A 21,274-nucleotide genomic window follows, 5' to 3' on the forward strand; every position below is an offset into this window, starting at 1 on the left:
AAATAATCATTGTAAACGGTTATCATAGCTATCCAGAAATCAATTCCATAAACTTTTCGGTTTCGCGGGTGTTAAACTACCACACCTCCGTATTAAATTTCAAAACAATGGGCCTTGATAAGTACGTAAAAAAGCGAGATTTTACAAAAACCTCTGAGCCGAAGGCAGGGAAAAGCAAAGATAAGGAGAAACTTAGGTTTGTCATTCAAAAGCACGACGCCAGCCGGCTCCATTATGATTTCCGGCTGGAAATGGAGGGAGTGTTGAAAAGCTGGGCCGTACCTAAAGGTCCTTCGACCGATCCAAAGACTAAACGCCTTGCCATGATGGTGGAAGATCACCCCTATGACTACAGGCTATTTGAGGGAATTATCCCTCAGGGAGAATACGGCGGAGGAACTGTCATTGTGTGGGACGAGGGAACCTACGAGCCTATTGAAGAAATAAAAGGCAAAAAAGCACAGGAAAAACATCTCCTCAAGCAGTTAAAAGAGGGCTCTTTAAAAATAAAGCTGAAGGGTAAAAAGGTGGAAGGCGAATACGCTTTGGTAAAAACAAATGGCATGGGTGAAAATGGCTGGCTCCTAATTAAACATAAAGACGACTTTGCTTCGCCGACGGATATTACAAAAAAAGATAAATCTGTCTTGTCTGGTAAAACGATTGAATCTATGGAAAAAACCAGCGAAAAAGTTTGGAAAGCCGGGCATGAAGAATCAATAAAGAAGACTGAAGAAGCTCTCAAAAAAAAAACTAAAGAACCAGGTGATGCTGCCTCAATTAGCTCGGCATTAACTGCAAAAGAAATCCTTAAAAAAACAAGAAAGTCAAAATTTCCAGCTGGCATGAAACCTATGCTCGCAACGCTTGTTGATGAGCCTTTTGATGATCAGGATTGGGTATATGAGGTAAAATGGGATGGCTACAGGGCGCTTGCCTTTATACAAAACGGCAATGTTGACATCTCCTCACGGAACAACAAAAGCTTTAATGACAAATTCTATCCCATCAAAAAAACACTGGAGACCTGGAAAATAAATGCCGTTGTTGATGGGGAAATAATGGTTATTAATGACAAGGGTGTTTCCAGTTTCGGAAACCTTCAGAACTGGCGGAGCGAGGCCGACGGTGAACTAGTGTTTTACGTATTCGATATTCTATGGTATGAGGGTAAAAGCCTGACCGAACTTCCATTATTGCTGCGGCAACAGGTCCTCAGAGAAGTACTCCCCACAGATGATGACAGCATCAGGTTGAGTAAAGTGTTTAATGCCAGCGGCACCGATTTTTTTAAAGCAGCCGAAAAGATGGGGCTCGAAGGCATCATTGCAAAGAAAGCAGCCAGCACTTATTCGCCGAATGTCCGTTCAAGGGAATGGCTTAAAATCAAAGTAAGTAAACGTCAGGAAGTTGTAATTGGGGGCTACACAAAAAATGAGGACACTACCAAGGCATTTAGTTCTTTATTACTCGGTGTCTATGATCGTGGCCACCTTAAGTATGTCGGAAAAGTAGGAACTGGTTTTTCATTAGCCCAGCAAAAAGAAATGATCAGCCAATTTAAACCTCTGATTACCGATAAAAGCCCTTTTTCTATTGAGCCGGATTATAATAAACCCTCAAGGTTCCGTCCCAACCCTCCAAAAGCAAAAGCGACCTGGCTTAAACCGGAACTTGTTTGCGAAGTTGCTTTTACAGAGGTAACGAGTGATGGTGTTTTCCGCCATCCATCATTTCAGGGAATGCGAATTGATAAGACCGCCAGCAAGGTTGTAATGGAAGTTCCTCAGTCCACGGAGGTAGTTGTAGATGAACAGGAATCTATTCATAAAGCTGCCGTAAGCCCGCCAAAAAATAAAACAAAGAAAACTCTGCTGAACCCTAAGGATGAAACTCAGGTCAGAAAAATTTGCGGGCATGATCTTAAATTTACAAATCTCAGCAAATTATACTGGCCAGAGGATGGTGTGTCAAAAAGAGATATGTTCAATTTCTACTACCAAGTAGCCGATTTTATACTTCCCTACCTAAAAGACCGCCCGCAGTCTCTGAACCGTTTTCCTGGTGGCATCCACGGGCAAAGTTTCTATCAGAAGGATGTTAAAGGAAAAGCCCCGGACTGGGTAAAAACATTTCCCTACGTAAACGGTGAAGGTGAACACAAAGAATATCTGGTGGGAGCGGACGAAGCGACATTACTGTGGATGGCTTCGTTGGGATGCATAGAAATGAACCCATGGTTTAGCCGAATACAGTCGCCAGATAATCCGGATTATTGCGTTATCGACCTTGACCCAGACAAAAATACATTCGATCAGGTGATTGAGGCTGCCCGGGAGGTTAAAAAAGTTTGCGATGCTATCGACGTTCCATGCTTTTGTAAAACTTCGGGATCTACAGGTATCCATATATACATCCCCCTGGGGGCAAAATATTCATATGATCAATCGCAAATGTTTGCGCGCATTATTGTCAATATCGTTCACAAACAGCTTCCCACGTACACCAGCCTCGAACGGATGATTGCTAAACGAAATGGAAAAATGTATCTGGATTTTTTACAAAACCGACCTGGGGCAACTATTGCCGGGCCGTATTCACTACGTCCAAAACCGGGAGCTACGGTTTCCATGCCTCTGCACTGGGACGAGGTGAAACCGGGACTGACAATGAAACATTTTACCATTTTCAACGCCATGGATCGTTTGAAAGCTGAGGGGGACTTATTTAAAGGTGTTCTTGAAAAAGGAATTGAGCTCGAAAAAGTGATAAAAAAAGCTCAAAATACCTTTGATATTTAAATGCTTTCTACACCATTCTTTAAACTTGTTATTTTCACTTTTTTAAACCCGGTGTTTATACGGTTAGTCACATATGTTTCGATTAACTGAAATTGCGTCGTAATATAATTCCTAAATTAGCTGGACATCCCACAATCAAGCATGAGCAAAAAACTTCCCGGAGACCAATACAAAGAAATTTTCTACAACAGTCCCGCCACCATGTTGATCATTGACATTGATGCGCCAAATTACACCATGCTTGATGTGAATAATGCTTATCTGGCTGCGACTAATACAACCCGCGAAGATTTAATCGGCAAACCGGTATTTGGAGTGTTTCCGGAAAATCCGACGGATAATATTTCTAAAAATATCGAACGCACTATCTTTTCTTTTCACCAGGCAATTACAAGTAAGAAGGCTCACGTAATGAGCAATTACCGCTATGATATCCCTATTCCGGGCACTAATGAATTTGAAGAAAGATATTGGACAACGAGCAATACTCCCGTGCTTGATGATAATGGTGAGGTGATCTATTTCATTCACTCACCATTGGATGTAACAGAGCTCTATAAACTTTCTGAAAGAGAAAAAGCTGGAATTACCGCTCTGCGTAACCAGGAGGAAATGCTGCATAATACTTTCATGCAGGCACCCGTTGGCATCGGAATTTTCAAAGGACCAGACTACATTGTGGATCTTATTAATCCGCCCCTGAGCGAAATCTACGGGAAAACCATGGAGGAGATGGCGGGAAAGAATGTTTTCGATGTCCTTGCACATGCTAAGGGAATGGGGTTTGAGGCTCTCCTGGATAATGTCCGACTAACTGGTGAGCCATTCAAAGGCGCAGGCATGATGGTTCCGCTTATGCGAAAGGGGAAATTGGAAACAGTTTACGTCGATTTTGTTTACGAACCATATCGGGAAAGCGACGGAACGATTAGCGGAGTAATTGCCTTAGCAACCGAGGTTACCGATCAGGTTAATGCCAAACAGCAAATCGCCGATGCAGAAGAACGTGCACGCCTGGCAGTTGATGCAGTCGGGCTTGGCACTTATGATCTGAATCTCCTCACCGGGGAGATGTTCACAACCAGGCAATTCGCGAATATTTTTGGCTTTGATGAACCTGTCTCACGCCGGAAATACGTGACAGTCTTTGACCCCGACGACCTTGATCAACGAGAACAGGCTCATAAAGATGCTCTGAAAACAGGCGAGTTGTTTTACGAAGCCCGGGTGATTTGGAAAGACAAATCCGTGCATTGGGTGAGAGTTGAAGGGAAAGTAATTTATCAGGGTAAAAAACCTGTTCGGATACTGGGAACTCTGCTCGACATTACTGAACAGAGAATAGCCAAAGAGGAACAACGTAAACTCATAACACTCGTTGACAATAGCGTTGACCTCATGTCAATTTTGAACCTACAGGGAATAAATTCATATATCAATAAAGCGGGGAAAGATTTACTAGGATTCACCACGGATGAAGAAGTGCGTTCGACTCCAATTGGCAGCCTGCATTTACCTGAAGACCTGGAAATCGTAGAGAGAGATGTTCTGCCTACGGTCATGAAAGAAGGAAGCTGGTCGGGTCAAATGAGGGTCAAACACCTGAAAACGGGAGAAGTTTTCCCCGTCTTCAATAACTGTATCCGAATCGATGATCCTGTTTCCGGAGACCCGATCGCTGTCGGAGCAGTCATGAGAGACCTACGCCCTGAACTGGCGGCAAAACAGGCCCTGGCTGAGAGTGAGCAACTATTAAGAACTATTACAACAGCCGCTCCAACCGCACTTTGGATGGCTGATGAGCAAGGGCTTGTAACGTATAACAATCAAACCTGGCTTGACTGGACCGGCCGTAGTTTTGAAGAAAACCTGGGCTGGAATTGGCTGGAGTCGGTCCACGAAGACGACCGAAACCGGGTGAAGGATAAAATCCTATCCGATCTTGCAGAAAAGCATTTCTATGAAGTTGAGTTCCGGCTATTGCATAGCGACGGTAAAATTCATTGGTGTGTTACAAACGGACAGCCGCAATACCGTGCTGACGGAACGTTTTCAGGATATATTGGAGCATGTGTAGACATTACAGAACAAAAGCACCTACAGCAGCAAAAGGATGATTTTATAGGCATCGCTAGCCATGAACTGAAAACTCCGGTTACTAGTATTAAGGCGTACACACAGGTACTTGAAAAAATACTTTCCAAAAAAGGCGAAACCAAAGAAGCTGAAATGATTAGCAGAATGGATGGCCAGATTAACCGGCTTACCAGTCTTATTGGCGACCTTCTTGATGTAACAAAAATTAACTCAGGAAAACTTCAGTTCAATGATCGGGATTTTCAATTTATTCCAATGGTAAAAGAATTGATTGAAGATCTTCAGCGTACTACCGACAAACATCTCCTTGTTGAGGAATATGAAGGCGATGGTTTAGTATTTGGTGACAAAGAACGTATTGGACAAGTGATTTCGAACCTGATAACGAATGCGATCAAATACTCCCCAAATTCTGAAAAGATCATCATTCATACTTCAGTAAAAGAAGACGAGATTAAATTGTGTGTCACGGATTTCGGGATCGGCATTTCACAGGATAAATTGGAAAAAGTGTTCGAGCAATTTTACCGGGTAAGCGGAAATATGCAGCACACTTTTCCAGGACTTGGTCTCGGTCTCTACATTTCATCCGAGATAATAAAACGGGAAGGTGGCCGAATTTGGGTCACCAGTGCGGAAGGCAAAGGTTCAACATTCTGTTTTGCACTACCGCTGGCTGCAGATAATGTGCCTGATAACTGAATTTGCAGCTGCCAGTAAAATATCTTTGAACTATCCTTTCTACTAATTTTGAGCTTTTATAATCTCCTCGTAAACATAGTCTAAAACCCTTGCCCGCAAGTTAACCTTCGAAACACCATAAGTCTTATTATCGTCGGGATATACCCTGTTAGTTAAGCAGATGTACACCAAATTATACTTCGGATCAACCCAAACGTAGGTTCCCGTATATCCGCTATGTCCGTATGCAAGCTGAGAAGGATAACCTTTATTTGCCTTTTCTTCTGCTTCGGTTAATCTCGCAAAACCATAGCCACGCGGACTAACCCGGGATTGCCGTGAAGTGAACAGATCTACCGTCGCCGGATTAAAAAATTTCTCACCACCGTATGTGCCCTTGTTGAGCAGCATCTGGTAATAAATAGCAAGATCATTGGCATTCGAAAACAGTCCTGCATGGCCTTCCACACCGCCGGCCATAGCGGCACCAGGGTCATTCACATAGCCTTGAACAAGCATATCTCTAAACCAATTATCATTTTCTGTAGTAGGGACGATTCGCGATCGGTCGAATCGATTCCGCGGTAAAAAACCAGTAGCCTGCATTCCGAGAGGGAGATAGAATTCGTTCATTACATATTCGTTAAGTCGCCGATGAGTTACCTGTTCAACAACCTCCTTTAACATGTACATGCTGATGTCGCTGTATACAAATTTTCCCCGTGTTCCACCGTGCGACTTCAACGTTACCGGCCACATCACATCCTCAAAATAATTTGCACGCAGGAAGTAGCCGTCAGCAACTTTAACAGGATAAGCAGCCGAGGAATCTTTGCTCATCTCTCCCGGTTTAAGTAATTCGAAGAATTTGATATAAGGGAAATATCCGGCTTCGTGAAGTAAGGCTTCTTTAATTTTTATGTCGCTCTTGTCCGGGATATTTCGCGTTGTAGCCACGTATTTACTAATCAGACTGTCCAGCCCAATCATTTTTTGATCATAAAGACGCATGATAGAGGGAGTCGTGGCTGTCACCTTAGTTACGGATGCCATATCATAAATGTCATCCAGTTTTGTGGGAACTGGCCCATCATATCTATGCGATCCGTAAGCTTTATTGAAGATGACTTTGCCGTCTTTAGCAACGAGAATTACCGCTGAAGGTGCAGAATGCGCGGCTATTCCTTCTTTCACAATTGCATCAATACCAGAACCAAAGTTTGGGCTCAATGAAACTTCTGAAGGAACAGAATATCCTAATCTGATTTTGTCAGTATTAAAGCCACTTCCCTTCCTGAAGGTTGTACCGTAATTATTATCAAGTTTTGCTTTTGACGCCACTCCTCCAAAAATAACCTGAGCGGCAACAGACGCGGCCTCCGGAGTTTTTAGCTTCATCCAAACTACCGGCGATTTCACTTTATCTAACTTTGCCAGGGTGTTTCCGTTTCCCGATAGAACAATAATTAACCTGGTCTGGCTTTCCAGATCCGAGATGAAATGATTTAATGCTGAATTAATGGTGCTCTGATCCGATAATTTAAGAATAACTGTATTGTACAGTTTCAGCTTCATGTGCATGAAGTTAAAACCCTCAGAAGTTTTGATCGTATCACCCCTGAAATCGACTACCGCCCAGTACTTCCGTGCGATGCTGTCAAATGCAGCCGAGTTTGGAAATCGCAGATCTAAACTCGCAATTTTCAGGTCGCTTAAATTTTTCAGAGGAATCGTTCCATAAATATTATTAAGAACAACAGTGCTATGTTCCGCAACATTCATTCCAGCGGAGGTACCTGATTCCTGCCCAAAAGTTATTGACGAAGCGAAAATGAGCAGTAGAGATAATATTTTTCTCATAATTGAGGTCAAAAAAAAGAGAGGAACAATTCGTTCCTCTCTCAGTACTTGTGTCTAAATTAAATTGCAGGATCTGCAGGAGTATTTTTATTATTTATCCTTTCCTGATCCGGATAAGGATAGAAAATACGATTGCGTTCTGAGTTGTTAGCAGGCGGGGCCGGTCGACCGAATCGTCTGGTGTCATCCAACTTTAAACCGCTCAGATAAAGCTCAGCACAACGCTGCTTGTAAACTTCAAGCAGCAACGCATCTTTTGTAACCGGGCCAGTATATGCAGGAAGACCAGCATTCACACCGAAAAGATCGCCTGATGCTTGAGTTCTGACCTCATCGATCAATGCAAGAGCTGTAGCCAAAGGACCATCAGTTCTCAGAATTGCCTCAGCTTTGATCAGCTTAATCTCATCTGGTAGATAAACCGGTATTGGAGTTGTTTGAGCGGCTGAAAATCCAGTTAAGGTAACAACCGGATCTCCGTTTAATACATCTCTTGGAGTAGTAAAATAAAACGCTAAACGTTTATCAGCTGGTTCGAACAAGCCTGCAGGTAGTCCGAAATTCTCTCTCGGACGATATGATTTGGTGACATTGTAAATTGTATACGTAGGATTCGGACTGATGGTGGTGTAGGTAAAGCTTGACTTCTTAGTCAGGTCTACCGTATTAGCACTTGTCAAGGCCTGCGCATAATTTCCTGCCATCATATTTACTCTAGCCTGCATAGCATACAGGGAATTTCTAAGGTCGAAATCCGGACCAGAAATTTGTGCAGTAAATGACGAAGATGGCGGTGTTGTGGTAATTGCAGTGATCCCAAGTCCGATGAGTCTTAGAGACTCCGCCAATACCTGGGCACGTGGCACGAAGGTTACCGGCTCAGCAATATCGCTGTTGAGGTTAGCCTGTTCAAATACCAGGGCAAGGTTAGCCAATGCAAGCGCTTTGAACAGATAAGCCTGTGCCATCATTCCGCTCAGCAGTCCCGGCTCCAGACCGGCAACGTTCGGCGCATTTGCAATCAGGTTCTCACTCATGTTCATTTGTTTCTGCATTCCTGACCAGTAGTTCAGAATAATGCCATTTGCGCTTGGTAATGCAGTACCACCGGCCTCAAGTTCCAGGGTATTTGTGAAAGTTGCAAAGCCTTTCATCTCTCTCGCAGTAACGGTTGGAGCAAGCATTAAGTTGCCAAGTCCATTTGTTGAGTAGTTCTGTCTTATCCCGATACTAAGGGCAATAAGACCTTCTTTAGAGTTCAGCACCTGCGCATCAGTTGCATTGTTAGGGTTTGTTTGATCCAGGTCACACGAGGAGACAAATAACACCATCACAGGAAGGAGATATTTATATATAAAATTCGTTTTCATCTCTTTTCAGTTTTAATAATTAAAAAGTATAATTTAAGCCCACAGCAATAGTTCTTGGGATTGGAACTTCAACAAAGTCAAAACCACGCACACCAGTACTTTGACCAGCGGCATTAGTCTCAGGATCCCATCCTTTATACTTATCAATCGATAACAGGTTCCTACCGGAAACAGTTACTTTTAGTGGTTTATTATTCAACGCCTTTAGACGGATATCATACGAAGCTGCGATCTCTCTGAACTTTAAATAAGATCCGTCTTCAATCCAGTTTTCCATAATGCTGAACAAAGCGGTTGAAGTTCCTTTTTTAACCGTTCCGCGGAGCTCATCCTCATAACCTTTCAAACCACCATACAGATCACGATCTCCGACACGTCTGGTAAAGTTGAACACATCATTACCATAGGACGCATCCCACTGCATTCTCAGGGTAAGATTCTTACCTACATTGAACTCATTCGTAAATGATGCAGTCCAATCCGGGTTAGGATCTCCAATAACACCTGGAAGATTACCACCAGTTGGCTGGCCAGCAGCGTTACGGCTTCTCTGCTCTGGCTGAGGGAATCCCGCAGCGTTAAGAAGTAAGGCACCAGACGCGTCACGCGCGAATTTTGTTGCATAAAATGCGCCGAGGGGATAACCATTTACTGCCGCTACCTGCCCAAAACCACCAGGGAATGTAACTACACCACCAGGAACATCGCTAACTTTATTTTTAACCTTCGAGAAGATTAACGCTGAACTCCATTTGAAATTGCTGCTTTGAACAGGAACACCGCGAAGCATCATTTCAAAACCTTTGTTAGTCATGTTACCAATGTTCTGATATTGAGTCAGATAACCCGTTGAAGGACGTAAGGTTACTAAAAGGAGCAGATCCTGAACTGATTTGTCGTAAAGTGATACTTCAAGACCTAACCTGTCTTTCAGGAAACTTGCATCTAAACCAATTTCCTTTTCAGTCTGGCGCTCTGGTTTAACGTCAGGATTTCCTAACTGGCCTGGAGCCGACAGTCCCGGCAAGCCCGCCAAAGAAACGTTTGCATAATTAGTAAATTGATCGTAAGGCCCTATCGCAGTTAAATTCCCTGATTTTCCGTAAGAAGCACGCAGCTTCAGGTTCGGGATAACCGAACCAAGAGCAGATTCCTTCCAGAAGTTTTCCTCGGAAATAATGTAAGATCCGCTCAGCTTAGGATAGGTCTTCCAGCGGTTGTTTACACCAAAAGAAGAAGCCACGTCCCTGCGGATAGCTCCAGTAAGATATAGCTTGTTGGCTATGCCAAAGGTTTGCTGAACGTAGAAACCAAAAATATTCAAAGTCGAATTGAAATCTCCTGTCACAATTGATGCACCACTTGATGCTGCCTGACTAACAGGACTTAACTGAGTTCCGGTAATACTGTTAGAATTAACACGCTCCGACTGCAAGGTTCCACCAGCAGTAGTCGTCGATTCCAGCCATGAACCAATTTTAGCTTTATAAGCCAGGTTGAGGTCGTTATTTAGCAACAAACTAATCCTGTCCGCTTTTCTAGCATACCCTGTAGTGTTTGCCGGTGTTGTGTTCCCAATTGGAATATAGGCTGTAGCAAGTTGCGTAGCATTATCAAGTCCGAGAGTATAATTAACCGAGAAATTTTTTGTCGGCTCGGCAGACAGCGTTACGTCACCGATCAAACGGTTTGTTTGCTGATCAAAATTGAAACGATTTATCGCCTCTAAAGGATTTGTTCTTAATAAACCTGTTGGGGCTAATGTTGGATAAACCCCGGTAACAGGATCTGGATTTGGATTGACATAGTTATTGCCAAAAATAAATCCTGTCAAAGCACCCCAGGCAGAATTGATACCGCCATTCGGTAATTCAGCACTGGTACTTCTTGTATAATTTAAACCGGTACTTAATTTCAACCAGCTGTTAAACCGCTGGTCAAATCTCAAACGACCAGTTACCCTGTTGAAATCAGTATTTTTGATAATTCCGTTGTTTCCAAGGTATCCAGCACTCACGTAATATTGGCTGTTATCTGAACCACCGGAAACAGAAACGTTTGTTTCTGAACCTAATGCCGTTTCAAAGATCTCATCCTGGATATCGTAACGAGTCACAGGAACCTGTGTTGTGTTTGCATTTGCAGCTGCAGAAATATCAACAAAACGGAAAGGATATTCATTGTATTCTATCTTTTTCCTTAGTGAATTGCTGCGGAACTGGGTTGAAACTGAAACTACCGGGGCGCCTGATTTACCTCGCTTAGTAAATATCTGAACCACGCCATTGCTTGCACGTGATCCGTAAATAGCTGCACCAGCTGCACCCTTAATGATTTCAATCCGATCAATATCCGCCGGGTTAATGTCAACAAGTCTGTTCTGAGTATATCCACCCAAGTCGACAAGCTCTGCAGAACTGTTATTAACGATTACACCATCAATAATATAAAGCGGATCACTGGATCCTGCGATCGTACTGTTACCACGTAAACGGACACTAATTCCACCCGCAGGGTTACCCGAGTTTTGGGAGATCTGGGCACCGGCAACCTTTCCGGCAAGAGCCTGGTCAACCGAGGTGGCAGCCCCACCTTCCAGTTGCTTTGCAGAAACCGTAGATATTGCATTTCCTAATTGCCTTTTACTTGTGGCCACCGTGGTACCGGTAACTACAATCTCGTCGATGCTCAGGGCATCTTCTGTCATTTCTACGTTCAGTGTAACTCCTGCTGAGTTTAAAGCTACTGTCCGTGTGACGCTTTTATAACCGGTATAACTGATGACTACCGGGTAACTTCCGGCAGGCAAATCAGCATTCAATGTAAAGGCACCATTGACATCAGTCGATGTACCCTGATTGGTACCTGAAATTTTAACAGCAGCCCCAATGAGTGGCTCCTTATTTCGCGCATCTGTGATAACACCCTTAATGGTGGATCGCGAAGTTTGCGCTGTTGCCAACTGACAACACATAATGGCTACGACTACAAGCAGCTGTGGCCATCTTCTGAATGTTTGTAACACTTTTTCCATACTTCTGATTTTTAATTGATTTGTTAATTTAGCTATTTAGGGAAACTGACTTTCCCCATTGACACAGTAGGTACGCCCGGACGGTCGCCAAAAGGCGTATTACCACCGGCCACTGCCTCATTTGCCAGCAAAGCAAATAACACAGCTTCTTTAGCATCCGGATTAATCCCAAGATCGGATGTAAATTTTAACTTCCGGTTGAAATGTTCTTCCACATAGTTCACCAGAAGTGGATTATACATTCCTCCACCACTTAAATAAATTTCAAATTCTCCTCTACCCTTCACGGATTCTTCTATAGCCATTATAATACCTTTCGCAGAGAATAAGGCCAGGGTTGCCATTACATCTTCATTGGAAAGATTATTTTGCCCTGACCGAGCCATCGCACCGTTTAAATATTCCAGACTGAACAGCTCAGGACCCGTAGTTTTAGGAAAACCTGCCTGATAAAACGGATGATCCAGCAATGCGTTGAGCAAGCCTACGTCGGGCTTACCGGAACTAGCGATTTCGGCATTTTTGTCATAATATTTACCAGGATACTTCAGTTGAACAAATTGATCCATCAGCGTATTTCCTGGGCCAACATCTGAAGAGAAAAAACCTGTTGAATGGCCAGAAGGCAGAAAAGTAAAATTGGCGATTCCACCAATATTTAACATGATCCGGTTCTCCGTTGCACTTGAAAAGATCAGGTAATCACCATACACAGCCAAAGGCGCACCCTCGCCGCCTGCAGCTATGTGCTTTTGACGAAAATCACTCAATGTCGTGATTCCGGTCTTCATCGCAAGATGGTCTGCATCTCCGATTTGAAGGGTTGCGTTCGGGTAGCCCGTGATGCCATGCTGATGTGATGGAGCATGGTAAATACTTTGACCATGACTGGCAATTAAATCGATGTCATCTGGTGAAATGTTCCATTCAGCGAGGCATTCCAGAATTAATTCAGCGTAATAAGTTCCGATAACCGCGTTGAGCAGGGTGATCTTTTCCAGATCGGCAAACTTCTTTGCAAAAATAGACTTAAGATCTTCTTTGAATTCCGCTTTATAGTCTTTGGTTACGAAGTTTAAGACCTTAATTTGGGTGCCAAGGCCGCTCCCTTGGAACTCACAAACGGCAATATCTAGTCCGTCGAAGGAGGTACCAGACATTAAACCGATTATTCGTCTAACCGGCTTAGACGCAACATCGTATAAATTCTGAATATTAGCATTCATTTTTTATTGGATCGAGAGCAATTATCAATCATAATAAACGAAAAAAAGAGCTTTAAACTTTTTAAAATAATTGATATTTAATGCAATGTGGGGAGATTTTCATCACAAACCAAATTATTTTGCACGCTTTTATAAAAACCTGCAAAATACTGCAAGGCCTGGTGTCTAACTTATCTTTATATCAGTTTTACTTTCTTAGAATACTGCTGGAAGCTTTCATGCTTTTTATCTAAATCAGTGATCATGTACTTGATATCACCCAGACCACACACTTTCATTTTCTGAAAGGAATTTAATTTCTCAGCAATGGTCAGAATTGCTGTTTCTGACGCTGCTTTGATCATCCCCTTTTTCACCTGGACGACCTCCCAGTCAGAATCTGTCACACCGTCCTTTATCGAAACACTATTTGCACCCAGAAAGCACAGGTCAGCATGGATCTCGCTGAGCTGATGGATTACCTGTGAACCGACAAGGATCTGAGAATTTGAAGAAAGTTTCCCGGCTATAAGATGTACTTCAAGATTTGGAGATTCAGCCAGTTCTAAAGCTACCAGGGGACTTATAGTAAAAAAAGTGCAATGCAGCTGCTCAGGAACCATCCGAGCTAATTCGATCATGGTCGTTCCCCCACCTACCAGGATAACCATCCCATCCTCAATTAATCCGAGGGCACGTCGCGCAATCTCCTTTTTTGCGTCCTTTTTATACACCCCCCGTTCTGAAAAGGGAGAATGAAATGACCGGGATATTGCCCCGCCATGCACTTTTAATATCAGTCCGCTTTCTGTGAGCTCATTCAAATCCCGTCGGATAGTATCTTCGGAAACACTTAATTGCAGGCTGAGCTCTGCAGACAAAACTTTGTTATGAATGTTTATTTGGCTGATTATGTAATTTAATCGTTCTTCCTTGAGCATGAGCAGTGTCAATTGGGGAGACAAATTAGGAAAAACTGTTGAAAGTTGACGGTTGACAGTTCACGGTTGACAGTTGACTAAAAACGTACCGGGTTCAATTAACTCCTGACTGACCATTAACTTCCACACCACCCTATCCCATTGTCCTGACTTCCTACTTCTAACCTCCGACTTCAGACTTCCGACCTCCCACCATCAAGATCATTTCCCAAAACCTTCCCTTCCCTATTCTGTTATCTCCTAAAACTACAACTATGAACTTTGCAAAATCACTAATAGCAGGCTTTGCCGGTGCAGCAGCACTTAATATCCTGCATGAAACTATGAGAAAATTTGACAGCGAGGCTCCAAGGATGGATCTTGTTGGAGAACAGGCAGTAAAGAAATCTGCTGAGGCGATGAATGTTGATGCACCGACTGGTAAAAAACTTTATGGAATAACGCTGGCCGGAGATATGGTTACGAATGCTTCGTATTTTGCCGCAATCGGGATGGGTGGCCGGAAATTTATGCTTCTCCGTGCCATAGGGGCAGGAATATCCGCTGGAATTGCGGCGGTTAAAGCGCCTAAACCTATGGGTTTAAATGAAAAACACGTAGCTAATAGTGATAAGAGGGAAATAATGACTGTTGCTTATTACGTTTTCGGTGCGATAGTGACCGCAGGTGTACTAAGTCTCATGGGGAAAAAATCCGCTTAAAAATTCAATGGTATTGCTTGCAGTAACAGCGGGCAATACCAATTCTATATCAATTCAAAATTACCAGATCAATATTTGCATCCCTGGTTGTCAGGCAACTTGATTGATAAGCAAGTCTTTGATCATCACAAGGCGTTCATAAAAAACTGCTGCGACAGGTTCTTCACCCACTGCCTTCAACGCTTGTAAATGCCCCTGTATAAAATCAGGGACATTAATTATTTTAACTCCTTCAGACACGAAGATCGTATCAGGCAAAATTACCGAGCTGAAAAATGCATGTAGTTCATCTAAAGCCATAAATTGAAACTTTTAAAGGTGAGGTTTACAATCCTGTAGACTATCGTATCCTATAACACAAAAATTAGACCAGATGAAAAAAAGAAGTGCTGGCATTCTAATGTATCGTTGCAACAATGATCTCCCTGAAGTCCTGCTGGCTCATCCCGGAGGTCCATATTATAGGAACAAAGACCGGGGCGTTTGGTCTATTCCGAAAGGCGAATTCGATGACACTGAAAAACCTCAGGATGCCGCTATTCGTGAATTTAAAGAGGAACTGGGAACGGGTATTGCCGGTGATTTGATCGAGCTACATCCGGTTGTTCAAAAATCAGGCAAGCAGGTACTGGCCTGGGCAGTTAAAGGAGATTTGGATCCATCGACGATCCAATCAAACACCTTTCCCCTGGAATGGCCTCCGGGATCGGGAAAAATCCAACAGTTTGCAGAAATCGACAGGGTTGAATGGTTAAGCATCACCGCTGCTAAAGAAAAAATAATAGCTGGTCAGGTACCCTTACTTGACGAGCTTTCGAAATTATTAGAAAATAATTAAATTCTGCAAATCCGAATTTCTGCTAACATCGTATGTAGCCTCATAAAACTTAAAACCCAAAACAAAATTTTATGAAAAAGCAATTTTTAAGCCTGATGGTGGCTGCAGCTTTCGCCGCTACAATGACAGCGTGTAATTCGACAAAAACAGAATCTGCTAGCCAGGACAGTGCCATGATGGATTCAACAGCTATGATGGATTCAGCATCAACTATGACTTCAGAAGGTGTTGAAGTTGGAGGTGCAATGATGGTTCCTTCAAAAAATATTGTTGAGAATGCTGTAGGTTCAAGCGACCACACCACCCTGGTGGCGGCGGTTCAGGCAGCAGGACTGGCTGAAACGTTAAGTGGTACGGGCCCATTCACCGTATTTGCGCCTACAAATGCAGCTTTCGCTAAAGTTCCTAAAGCAACATTAGATAACCTGATGAAGCCGGAGATGAAAGCTGATTTGACGAAAGTTCTTACTTACCACGTTGTTCCGGGAGCTTTAATGGCGGCAGATTTGAAAGACGGACAGGAATTAACTACCGTGCAGGGTCAAAAACTTAAAGTTACTGTCAAAGACGGTAAGGTATGGGTTGGTGGAGCGACCGTAACCATTCCTGATGTGGTTTCAAGCAATGGTGTCACTCATGTTATAGATGGTGTTTTAATGCCTAACTAAACCGCAGAGTTATTTAATAATTTTTCAGAAGGAGCCCTTTCATTAATTTGAGAGGGCTTTTTCTGTTTATGTCGAATTTGAAAAAAAGTCGCTGGATACATAATTAAACCTGCAGGCAGGACGGCGCAAACGCTCGAAGGTGTTCGCGAGACAAGGACCACGAACGTTCATTTAACCTTAAACCTATCGGAAAAGGTCGACATTTTTGCGTCCCCATTATATAATTCGGATCCTTGTCTTTAAGATCCGATCATATATACCATAGTCCTCCTATCTCAGATTCCAGGGGTAAATACTCACAACGTTCTCTCTGAAAAGCCTCCCTCCGTAATGCATATATTACCTTGATATCATTCCAATTAGGAATTTATTTCTTCATATTTATAATGCAATCAATAAACTAAAAACAGTATTAATATGAAACGCAGAGACGTTATCAAAGGCTTGTCAATTTTGCCATTAGCGGGGGCTGTGGCTGGCAATTCCTTACAGTCTGCCTTTGCTGAAACAGGCACAGAAGGACTGCTTCCAAACCCTTTAAACACGGAACCTGTTCTTCCGGGGCCGCTGAAACCAGGACCAAGAATTTATCAATCGATCGGCGTTGAGCCAATCATCAATGGCCGGGGAACGCTTACGATGATTGGGGCGTCTGTTGAACTTCCTGAGGTGCGTACAGCGATGGAGCATGCTGCACTCTACAATGTTCAACTAGATGAGTTAGCTATGGCCGTGGGAAAGAGATTGAGTGAGATTACGGGTGCTGAATGGGGTATGGTCTCGTCGGGATGTGCTGCAGGTCTAAAGCACGTGGCTGTGGGCTGCCTCACTGATGGTAATCCCGAAAAGCTGGTTCGGATTCCAAACCTTGAAGGCTTTCAAAAAACCGAAGTAATTATTCCAAAGCCAATGCGGAATTTTTACGATCATGCAATACGCAATACGGGGATGAAGGTTATAATGCCTGAAACACTTGAAGAACTTGAAAATGCTATTAGCCCGAGAACGGCATTGATTTACATGTTTGGGTATCGCGAACCATTTACCACACAGGCAGTCGCAAAAATAGCTCGAGCTAAAGGCATACCAACTCTCCTCGACGTCGCTGCTGAACGGCTTACCATTCCCAATGTCCACCTGAACAATGGTATCGACGTTGTCGCCTACAGCGGGGGTAAGGTTATCCGTGGTCCGCAATGTGCAGGACTGCTCCTTGGGAAAAAAGACCTGCTTATGGCTGCATGGCAATCAGGCTCACCCCACCATGGTCCGGGTCGCGACAATAAAGTCGGACGTGAGGAACACATTGGAATGCTGGCCGCGGTGGAGGCCTGGGCAGTCCGCGATCATGCTGCTGAAGCCAGATTATGGAAATCATGGATGGATGCTATTGCCAAAAAGGTGACTGCTATCGATGGTGTCACCGCGCAGGTTACAGAACCAGCCCCTGAAACCCTAAATAACGCAAGCCCGCGGGTTACTATATCATGGGATCCAAACAAATTTCACATCACGGGCGCGGAGCTTACCGATGAACTTGCCAATACCCCACCAAGAATAGGTTTAAGCGGTGGAGGCCGCGGTCCGGCAGGTGCGGCACCGAACCCGAATTTAACCTCGATATCCGTAAGTGGATCGATGTTGCAGCCCGATCAGATAAAAGTAATAGGCGACCGCATCACGGAAGTGCTTACCAGAAAACGGGAAGCTAAAACAGTAATACCTATGAAAGCTCCATCGACAGATTTGGCAGGCCGCTGGGATGTTACGGTGCAATTTTATACGGGTACAAGCCAGCACAATTTTTACATTGAAAAGCAAGACGGAAATTATATTCAGGGCACACATAAAGGAGATTTCTCATCCCGCGAATTAGTTGGATCGATTGATGGCGATCAAATAAAATTCAACAGCAGATGGTCGGTTCCTGGAGACACGATTGATTATACTTTCTACGGTACTGTGTCGGGTGATACGATGACTGGCGACATACACATGGGAGAATATCTCACTTCGAAATTTACCGCAAAACGCTACACGTATCCAAATGCCAGAGTGAACGTGGTCGTTCCTAAGGGGCCGCCATTGGGAAATTGAGGATATAAAATTCAAGATGATTCGAACTAAGCCGCCTTCCTATATGGGCGGCTTTTTACTGAAAATAATTTATCTTTAAACTCAAACTTAAACGATGAGTCTGTTAGAATACTTCCGGCATTTTCCAATGTTAATATTTTTCATTCTGGCAATTCCAATTATCATACTCGACATCTGGGCCGTATACGATATCTCCAAACACCCGTACAAACTGAGAGATAAAAAATGGGCATGGACAAATGTCGTACTGCTCTTCCCGTTATTTGGTGTATTCGTGTATATTTTTTACGGAAAAAACTTTTCCGGGAGTAGCCAGGCTAAAACATCAATATTTAACCTGGCATAATTCACAAAAGTAACACACCCGCTTTCCCCTTCCGACTTTCAACTTTTTAAAAGGTACTTCATCTCTCGGACAAATCTTTTTGTAGTGTGCAATAAACCGATTCTTTTTCACCCCGGAACGTTTCCAATCGAGGAAGTCAATACTAACAATAACAGCTTCCCGCGCCAGTTCCCGTTTTTTCTCATCCGGTATATCAACTGCCTTACTCAAAGGGTGTACGCAGGCCTTAAAGAGCATTTCGTTTTTGATAATATTTCCAACACCGGCAAAGATCGACTGGTCCAGTAATGCATCACAGATGAGTTCATTGTCAAGGGTTTTAAGCTTCTTCACAGCTAACTTTTTATCAAAAACGGAGTCTAGTACATCTATTCTCCAATCATATAAATCTGTAATAGGCTCTTCTAAAAATCGTACATCGGCCGCATAGAAATTGATTTCACCTTCCTTAAAATGAAGTCCGAGACGGAGTTTACCTGCAGGAAAAGTGTCGTTGATAGCGTAATACCCAAAGAGCATAAGGTGTATTCGAACAGCGAAGTCATCGAAACTTATCAGCAACTGTTTACCAAACGATTTGATCGATTTTATCTTCTGGCCCTTAAAGCGAGCAAGGTCAAGATCATTTGTCAGGGCTGAAGCTTTGATTACTTTTTTTCCAACGAATAGCTGAGTTTCTTCTGCTAACAATTTAATGGTTGGTCCTTCAGGCATGAATTATTTAACACAGGGCTGAAGGAACTGTTTAAAAAATAGTTCAGCACTGTACAATTTTTATAGCCGTTGGTTTATACAATCGGCTCTGTTTGTCACAATATTGCTGAATGAGATAGTTTTTTAATATATACTCAAGTTTCTGAGGCCAGCTATTAATATTTGAGATAACAGGGCATAAAAATTGCTTACGAGCATAGTCACAAATTCTGAATGAAAAGAGTCTTAGTTGTAGACGATAACCAGGAAATACTCGACGTGATCAAAATTTTGATGGAGTTGAATGGTTACGAAGTTAAGTGTATCAATTCGGGCTTAAATCTTTCAGATTCGGTTATCGACTATGATCCAAATATTATCTTGCTCGATATAGTTCTCGGAGATATTGACGGACGCGATCTTTGCAGATACTTAAAAGGCGATCCCCGTACTCAACATATTCCTATCATCATCATATCAGCTTCAGACACGATATATTCTGCTGGGGAAAAAACTTGCAATGCGGAAACATTCATTCCTAAGCCTTTCGATATCCAGTACTTATTAACCCAGGTCGAAACGTATGTGAATTGACCTCTATCGAATGTTGACCAGAGAACAAGCTTTGTAATACAAGTGACATATAAATACTAAAAAGAAACTTCGGTCCTAAATTTTTGTTATCGCTAAAATCAAAGTATAGACCAAGCATTCCAATACACCAAGAATCGCGAATTCTTAACCATCAAAAACAAACACTATGTCAAGAATTCTGATCCTTTTTTTAATTACGTTTCATTTCGCAGTTTCATCATCTGCTCAGGGAATAGGCCAGCCCGAGACGCTAAAAGGCATTAAAGATACAACGGAGGAGCCTGGGCTTGGCAATCGTCTTCTTGGTGCACGCTTAAGCCCCACCGCTGATCTCCGGGCTATCGATGGAATTTCGCTTGGCCTTTCCTACAAAATTCAACGTGATAAATCCAGCAGTGGGCAGGCTGGTAGTTTTCAAAATATAAAAGCCCTGCACAGCCTAACTACGAGCTCTTTTGTGATTGAGTACGAAGCTGATATAAAAGAGGTCTTCGGCCGCACAGATCTTACGATTAAAGCCCTGGCAGACATGAACGGTAACATCATTAATTTCTTTGGTCTGGGTAACGACACAGAGTTTGATCAGTCGGGCGATTTCAGAAAATACTATCGGGTAAATTTTTCGTTTTACGAATTAAAACCGGCATTGCGCTTCAAGTTAAATAAGGAAGTTTCGATAACCGCAGGGCCTTCCCTTCAGCATTTTGTCGACGGCAGCAATGACGGCAGATATTTTAATACTCCGGCAGTAAGCACTCAGTTTACTGATCTCTACACCGACAAACTGCATGGTGGATTGTTGATCGACTTTAACTGGGATCGCCGTGATGATAAAGTGCTCCCAACCCGGGGAATAAATTTCAACATATTAGCGCAGGGTTTTGAAGGATTAAACAAGAGCTCGCAGTCATTTGCGCAATTATTCAGCCAGTTATCATTCTACAAATCACTGGACGCGAATGGAAACTTCGTCCTTGCAAATCGAATTGGTGGCGGGCTTACCATCGGGAGCCCGGCATTTTATCAAAGCGCTTTTCTCGGCAGTCAGGATAATTTGCTAGGATTCAGGAAACATAGGTTTGCAGGCGATCATGTATTGTACAATAACCTGGAAGCACGAATAACCATCCCTAATTTTCTCCGCAAGCTTATGCCTGGAAAAATTGGTTTTATCGGATCCTACGATGCAGGCCGGATATGGGTAAAAAATGAATCATCAAACACCATTCACCATGGATTTGGTGCCGGTGTATTTGCAACACCATTCAATAAACTCTTTATCCGTGGAATTGCTGGGTTTTCAAATGAGCGTTTACAGCCTACAGTAGCTCTTCGGCAGCGTTTCTAG

General features: G+C 43.1%; 16 protein-coding genes. 9 read left to right on the top strand and 7 right to left on the bottom strand.

Annotation, left to right across the window (positions count from 1 at the left end; genetic code table 11):
- Positions 1-107: 107 nt before the first annotated feature.
- Both ligD and B5X60_RS07835 read left to right on the top strand, forming a co-directional pair.
- The gene (ligD, locus tag B5X60_RS07830; RefSeq protein WP_079702032.1) at positions 108-2,801 is read left to right on the top strand and encodes a DNA ligase D; all 2,694 of its coding nucleotides are present in this window, start codon (positions 108-110) and stop codon (positions 2,799-2,801) included.
- A gap of 141 nt (positions 2,802-2,942) precedes the next feature.
- Positions 2,943-5,600, top strand: coding sequence for a PAS domain S-box protein (locus tag B5X60_RS07835; protein ID WP_079702033.1), 2,658 nt, complete (start codon positions 2,943-2,945; stop codon positions 5,598-5,600).
- Positions 5,601-5,642: 42 nt separating this feature from the next.
- Here B5X60_RS07835 and B5X60_RS07840 read toward each other — a convergent pair whose 3' ends face one another.
- The 5 genes from B5X60_RS07840 to B5X60_RS07860 form a co-directional block, all read right to left on the bottom strand.
- Positions 5,643-7,439: a serine hydrolase domain-containing protein gene (locus B5X60_RS07840; protein WP_079702034.1), complete on the bottom strand. Its 1,797-nt coding sequence runs from the start codon at positions 7,437-7,439 to the stop codon at positions 5,643-5,645.
- A 59-nt stretch (positions 7,440-7,498) separates the two neighbouring features.
- Positions 7,499-8,809 carry a RagB/SusD family nutrient uptake outer membrane protein gene (locus B5X60_RS07845; RefSeq protein ID WP_079702035.1) on the bottom strand — a complete coding sequence of 437 codons (1,311 nt, stop codon included), beginning with the start codon at positions 8,807-8,809 and terminating at the stop codon, positions 7,499-7,501.
- Between the two features lie 19 nt (positions 8,810-8,828).
- Entirely contained in the window at positions 8,829-11,843 is a 3,015-nt protein-coding gene (locus B5X60_RS07850; RefSeq protein WP_079702036.1) for a SusC/RagA family TonB-linked outer membrane protein, read from the bottom strand.
- 32 nt (positions 11,844-11,875) lie between these two features.
- Positions 11,876-13,069, bottom strand: a complete 1,194-nt coding sequence (locus B5X60_RS07855) for an anhydro-N-acetylmuramic acid kinase (protein ID WP_079702037.1) — start codon at positions 13,067-13,069, stop codon at positions 11,876-11,878.
- Positions 13,070-13,245: 176 nt separating this feature from the next.
- A complete protein-coding gene (locus B5X60_RS07860; RefSeq protein ID WP_079702038.1) occupies positions 13,246-13,989 on the bottom strand; it encodes a DeoR/GlpR family DNA-binding transcription regulator in 744 nt (247 codons plus the stop codon).
- 254 nt (positions 13,990-14,243) lie between these two features.
- Here B5X60_RS07860 and B5X60_RS07865 point away from each other — a divergent pair, with 254 nt between their 5' ends.
- Complete coding sequence (locus B5X60_RS07865; protein ID WP_079702039.1) at positions 14,244-14,690, top strand: hypothetical protein; 447 nt, start codon at positions 14,244-14,246, stop codon at positions 14,688-14,690.
- A gap of 90 nt (positions 14,691-14,780) precedes the next feature.
- Here B5X60_RS07865 and B5X60_RS07870 read toward each other — a convergent pair whose 3' ends face one another.
- On the bottom strand, positions 14,781-14,990 hold the full coding sequence (locus B5X60_RS07870; RefSeq protein WP_079702040.1) for a DUF6965 family protein: 210 nt from the start codon (positions 14,988-14,990) through the stop codon (positions 14,781-14,783).
- A gap of 73 nt (positions 14,991-15,063) precedes the next feature.
- Between B5X60_RS07870 and B5X60_RS07875 the strand changes: the two genes are divergently transcribed.
- The 4 genes from B5X60_RS07875 (at position 15,064) to B5X60_RS07890 (ending at position 18,639) form a co-directional block, all read left to right on the top strand.
- Entirely contained in the window at positions 15,064-15,528 is a 465-nt protein-coding gene (locus B5X60_RS07875) for an NUDIX domain-containing protein (RefSeq protein ID WP_079702041.1), read from the top strand.
- Between the two features lie 71 nt (positions 15,529-15,599).
- The gene (locus B5X60_RS07880; protein WP_079702042.1) at positions 15,600-16,196 is read left to right on the top strand and encodes a fasciclin domain-containing protein; all 597 of its coding nucleotides are present in this window, start codon (positions 15,600-15,602) and stop codon (positions 16,194-16,196) included.
- Positions 16,197-16,613: 417 nt separating this feature from the next.
- Positions 16,614-18,293, top strand: a complete 1,680-nt coding sequence (locus B5X60_RS07885; RefSeq protein WP_079702043.1) for an aminotransferase class V-fold PLP-dependent enzyme — start codon at positions 16,614-16,616, stop codon at positions 18,291-18,293.
- 94 nt (positions 18,294-18,387) lie between these two features.
- On the top strand, positions 18,388-18,639 hold the full coding sequence (locus B5X60_RS07890) for a PLDc N-terminal domain-containing protein (protein WP_079702044.1): 252 nt from the start codon (positions 18,388-18,390) through the stop codon (positions 18,637-18,639).
- On the opposite strand, the gene B5X60_RS07895 is transcribed toward B5X60_RS07890, so the two are convergent.
- Entirely contained in the window at positions 18,619-19,353 is a 735-nt protein-coding gene (locus B5X60_RS07895; RefSeq protein ID WP_079702045.1) for a DNA-formamidopyrimidine glycosylase family protein, read from the bottom strand. The two genes, B5X60_RS07890 and B5X60_RS07895, sit on opposite strands and share 21 nt — an antisense overlap.
- A gap of 213 nt (positions 19,354-19,566) precedes the next feature.
- On the opposite strand from B5X60_RS07895, the gene B5X60_RS07900 reads away from it, so the two are divergent.
- Entirely contained in the window at positions 19,567-19,926 is a 360-nt protein-coding gene (locus B5X60_RS07900; RefSeq protein WP_079702046.1) for a response regulator, read from the top strand.
- 166 nt (positions 19,927-20,092) lie between these two features.
- Positions 20,093-21,274 (top strand): BamA/TamA family outer membrane protein, encoded by a 1,182-nt coding sequence (locus tag B5X60_RS07905; protein ID WP_079702047.1) that lies wholly within the window; start codon positions 20,093-20,095, stop codon positions 21,272-21,274.

Source organism: Daejeonella lutea (assembly GCF_900168015.1).
Taxonomy (GTDB): Bacteria; Bacteroidota; Bacteroidia; order Sphingobacteriales; family Sphingobacteriaceae; genus Daejeonella; species Daejeonella lutea.

Excerpts from the sequence above, each read along its gene's own strand:
- ligD (WP_079702032.1), top strand. The coding sequence starts at position 108 with ATGGGCCTTGATAAGTACGTAAAAAAGCGAGATTTTACAAAAACCTCT.
- B5X60_RS07835 (WP_079702033.1), top strand. The coding sequence starts at position 2,943 with ATGAGCAAAAAACTTCCCGGAGACCAATACAAAGAAATTTTCTACAAC.
- B5X60_RS07840 (WP_079702034.1), bottom strand. The coding sequence starts at position 7,439 with ATGAGAAAAATATTATCTCTACTGCTCATTTTCGCTTCGTCAATAACT.
- B5X60_RS07845 (WP_079702035.1), bottom strand. The coding sequence starts at position 8,809 with ATGAAAACGAATTTTATATATAAATATCTCCTTCCTGTGATGGTGTTA.
- B5X60_RS07850 (WP_079702036.1), bottom strand. The coding sequence starts at position 11,843 with ATGGAAAAAGTGTTACAAACATTCAGAAGATGGCCACAGCTGCTTGTA.
- B5X60_RS07855 (WP_079702037.1), bottom strand. The coding sequence starts at position 13,069 with ATGAATGCTAATATTCAGAATTTATACGATGTTGCGTCTAAGCCGGTT.
- B5X60_RS07860 (WP_079702038.1), bottom strand. The coding sequence starts at position 13,989 with ATGCTCAAGGAAGAACGATTAAATTACATAATCAGCCAAATAAACATT.
- B5X60_RS07865 (WP_079702039.1), top strand. The coding sequence starts at position 14,244 with ATGAACTTTGCAAAATCACTAATAGCAGGCTTTGCCGGTGCAGCAGCA.
- B5X60_RS07870 (WP_079702040.1), bottom strand. The coding sequence starts at position 14,990 with ATGGCTTTAGATGAACTACATGCATTTTTCAGCTCGGTAATTTTGCCT.
- B5X60_RS07875 (WP_079702041.1), top strand. The coding sequence starts at position 15,064 with ATGAAAAAAAGAAGTGCTGGCATTCTAATGTATCGTTGCAACAATGAT.
- B5X60_RS07880 (WP_079702042.1), top strand. The coding sequence starts at position 15,600 with ATGAAAAAGCAATTTTTAAGCCTGATGGTGGCTGCAGCTTTCGCCGCT.
- B5X60_RS07885 (WP_079702043.1), top strand. The coding sequence starts at position 16,614 with ATGAAACGCAGAGACGTTATCAAAGGCTTGTCAATTTTGCCATTAGCG.
- B5X60_RS07890 (WP_079702044.1), top strand. The coding sequence starts at position 18,388 with ATGAGTCTGTTAGAATACTTCCGGCATTTTCCAATGTTAATATTTTTC.
- B5X60_RS07895 (WP_079702045.1), bottom strand. The coding sequence starts at position 19,353 with ATGCCTGAAGGACCAACCATTAAATTGTTAGCAGAAGAAACTCAGCTA.
- B5X60_RS07900 (WP_079702046.1), top strand. The coding sequence starts at position 19,567 with ATGAAAAGAGTCTTAGTTGTAGACGATAACCAGGAAATACTCGACGTG.
- B5X60_RS07905 (WP_079702047.1), top strand. The coding sequence starts at position 20,093 with ATGTCAAGAATTCTGATCCTTTTTTTAATTACGTTTCATTTCGCAGTT.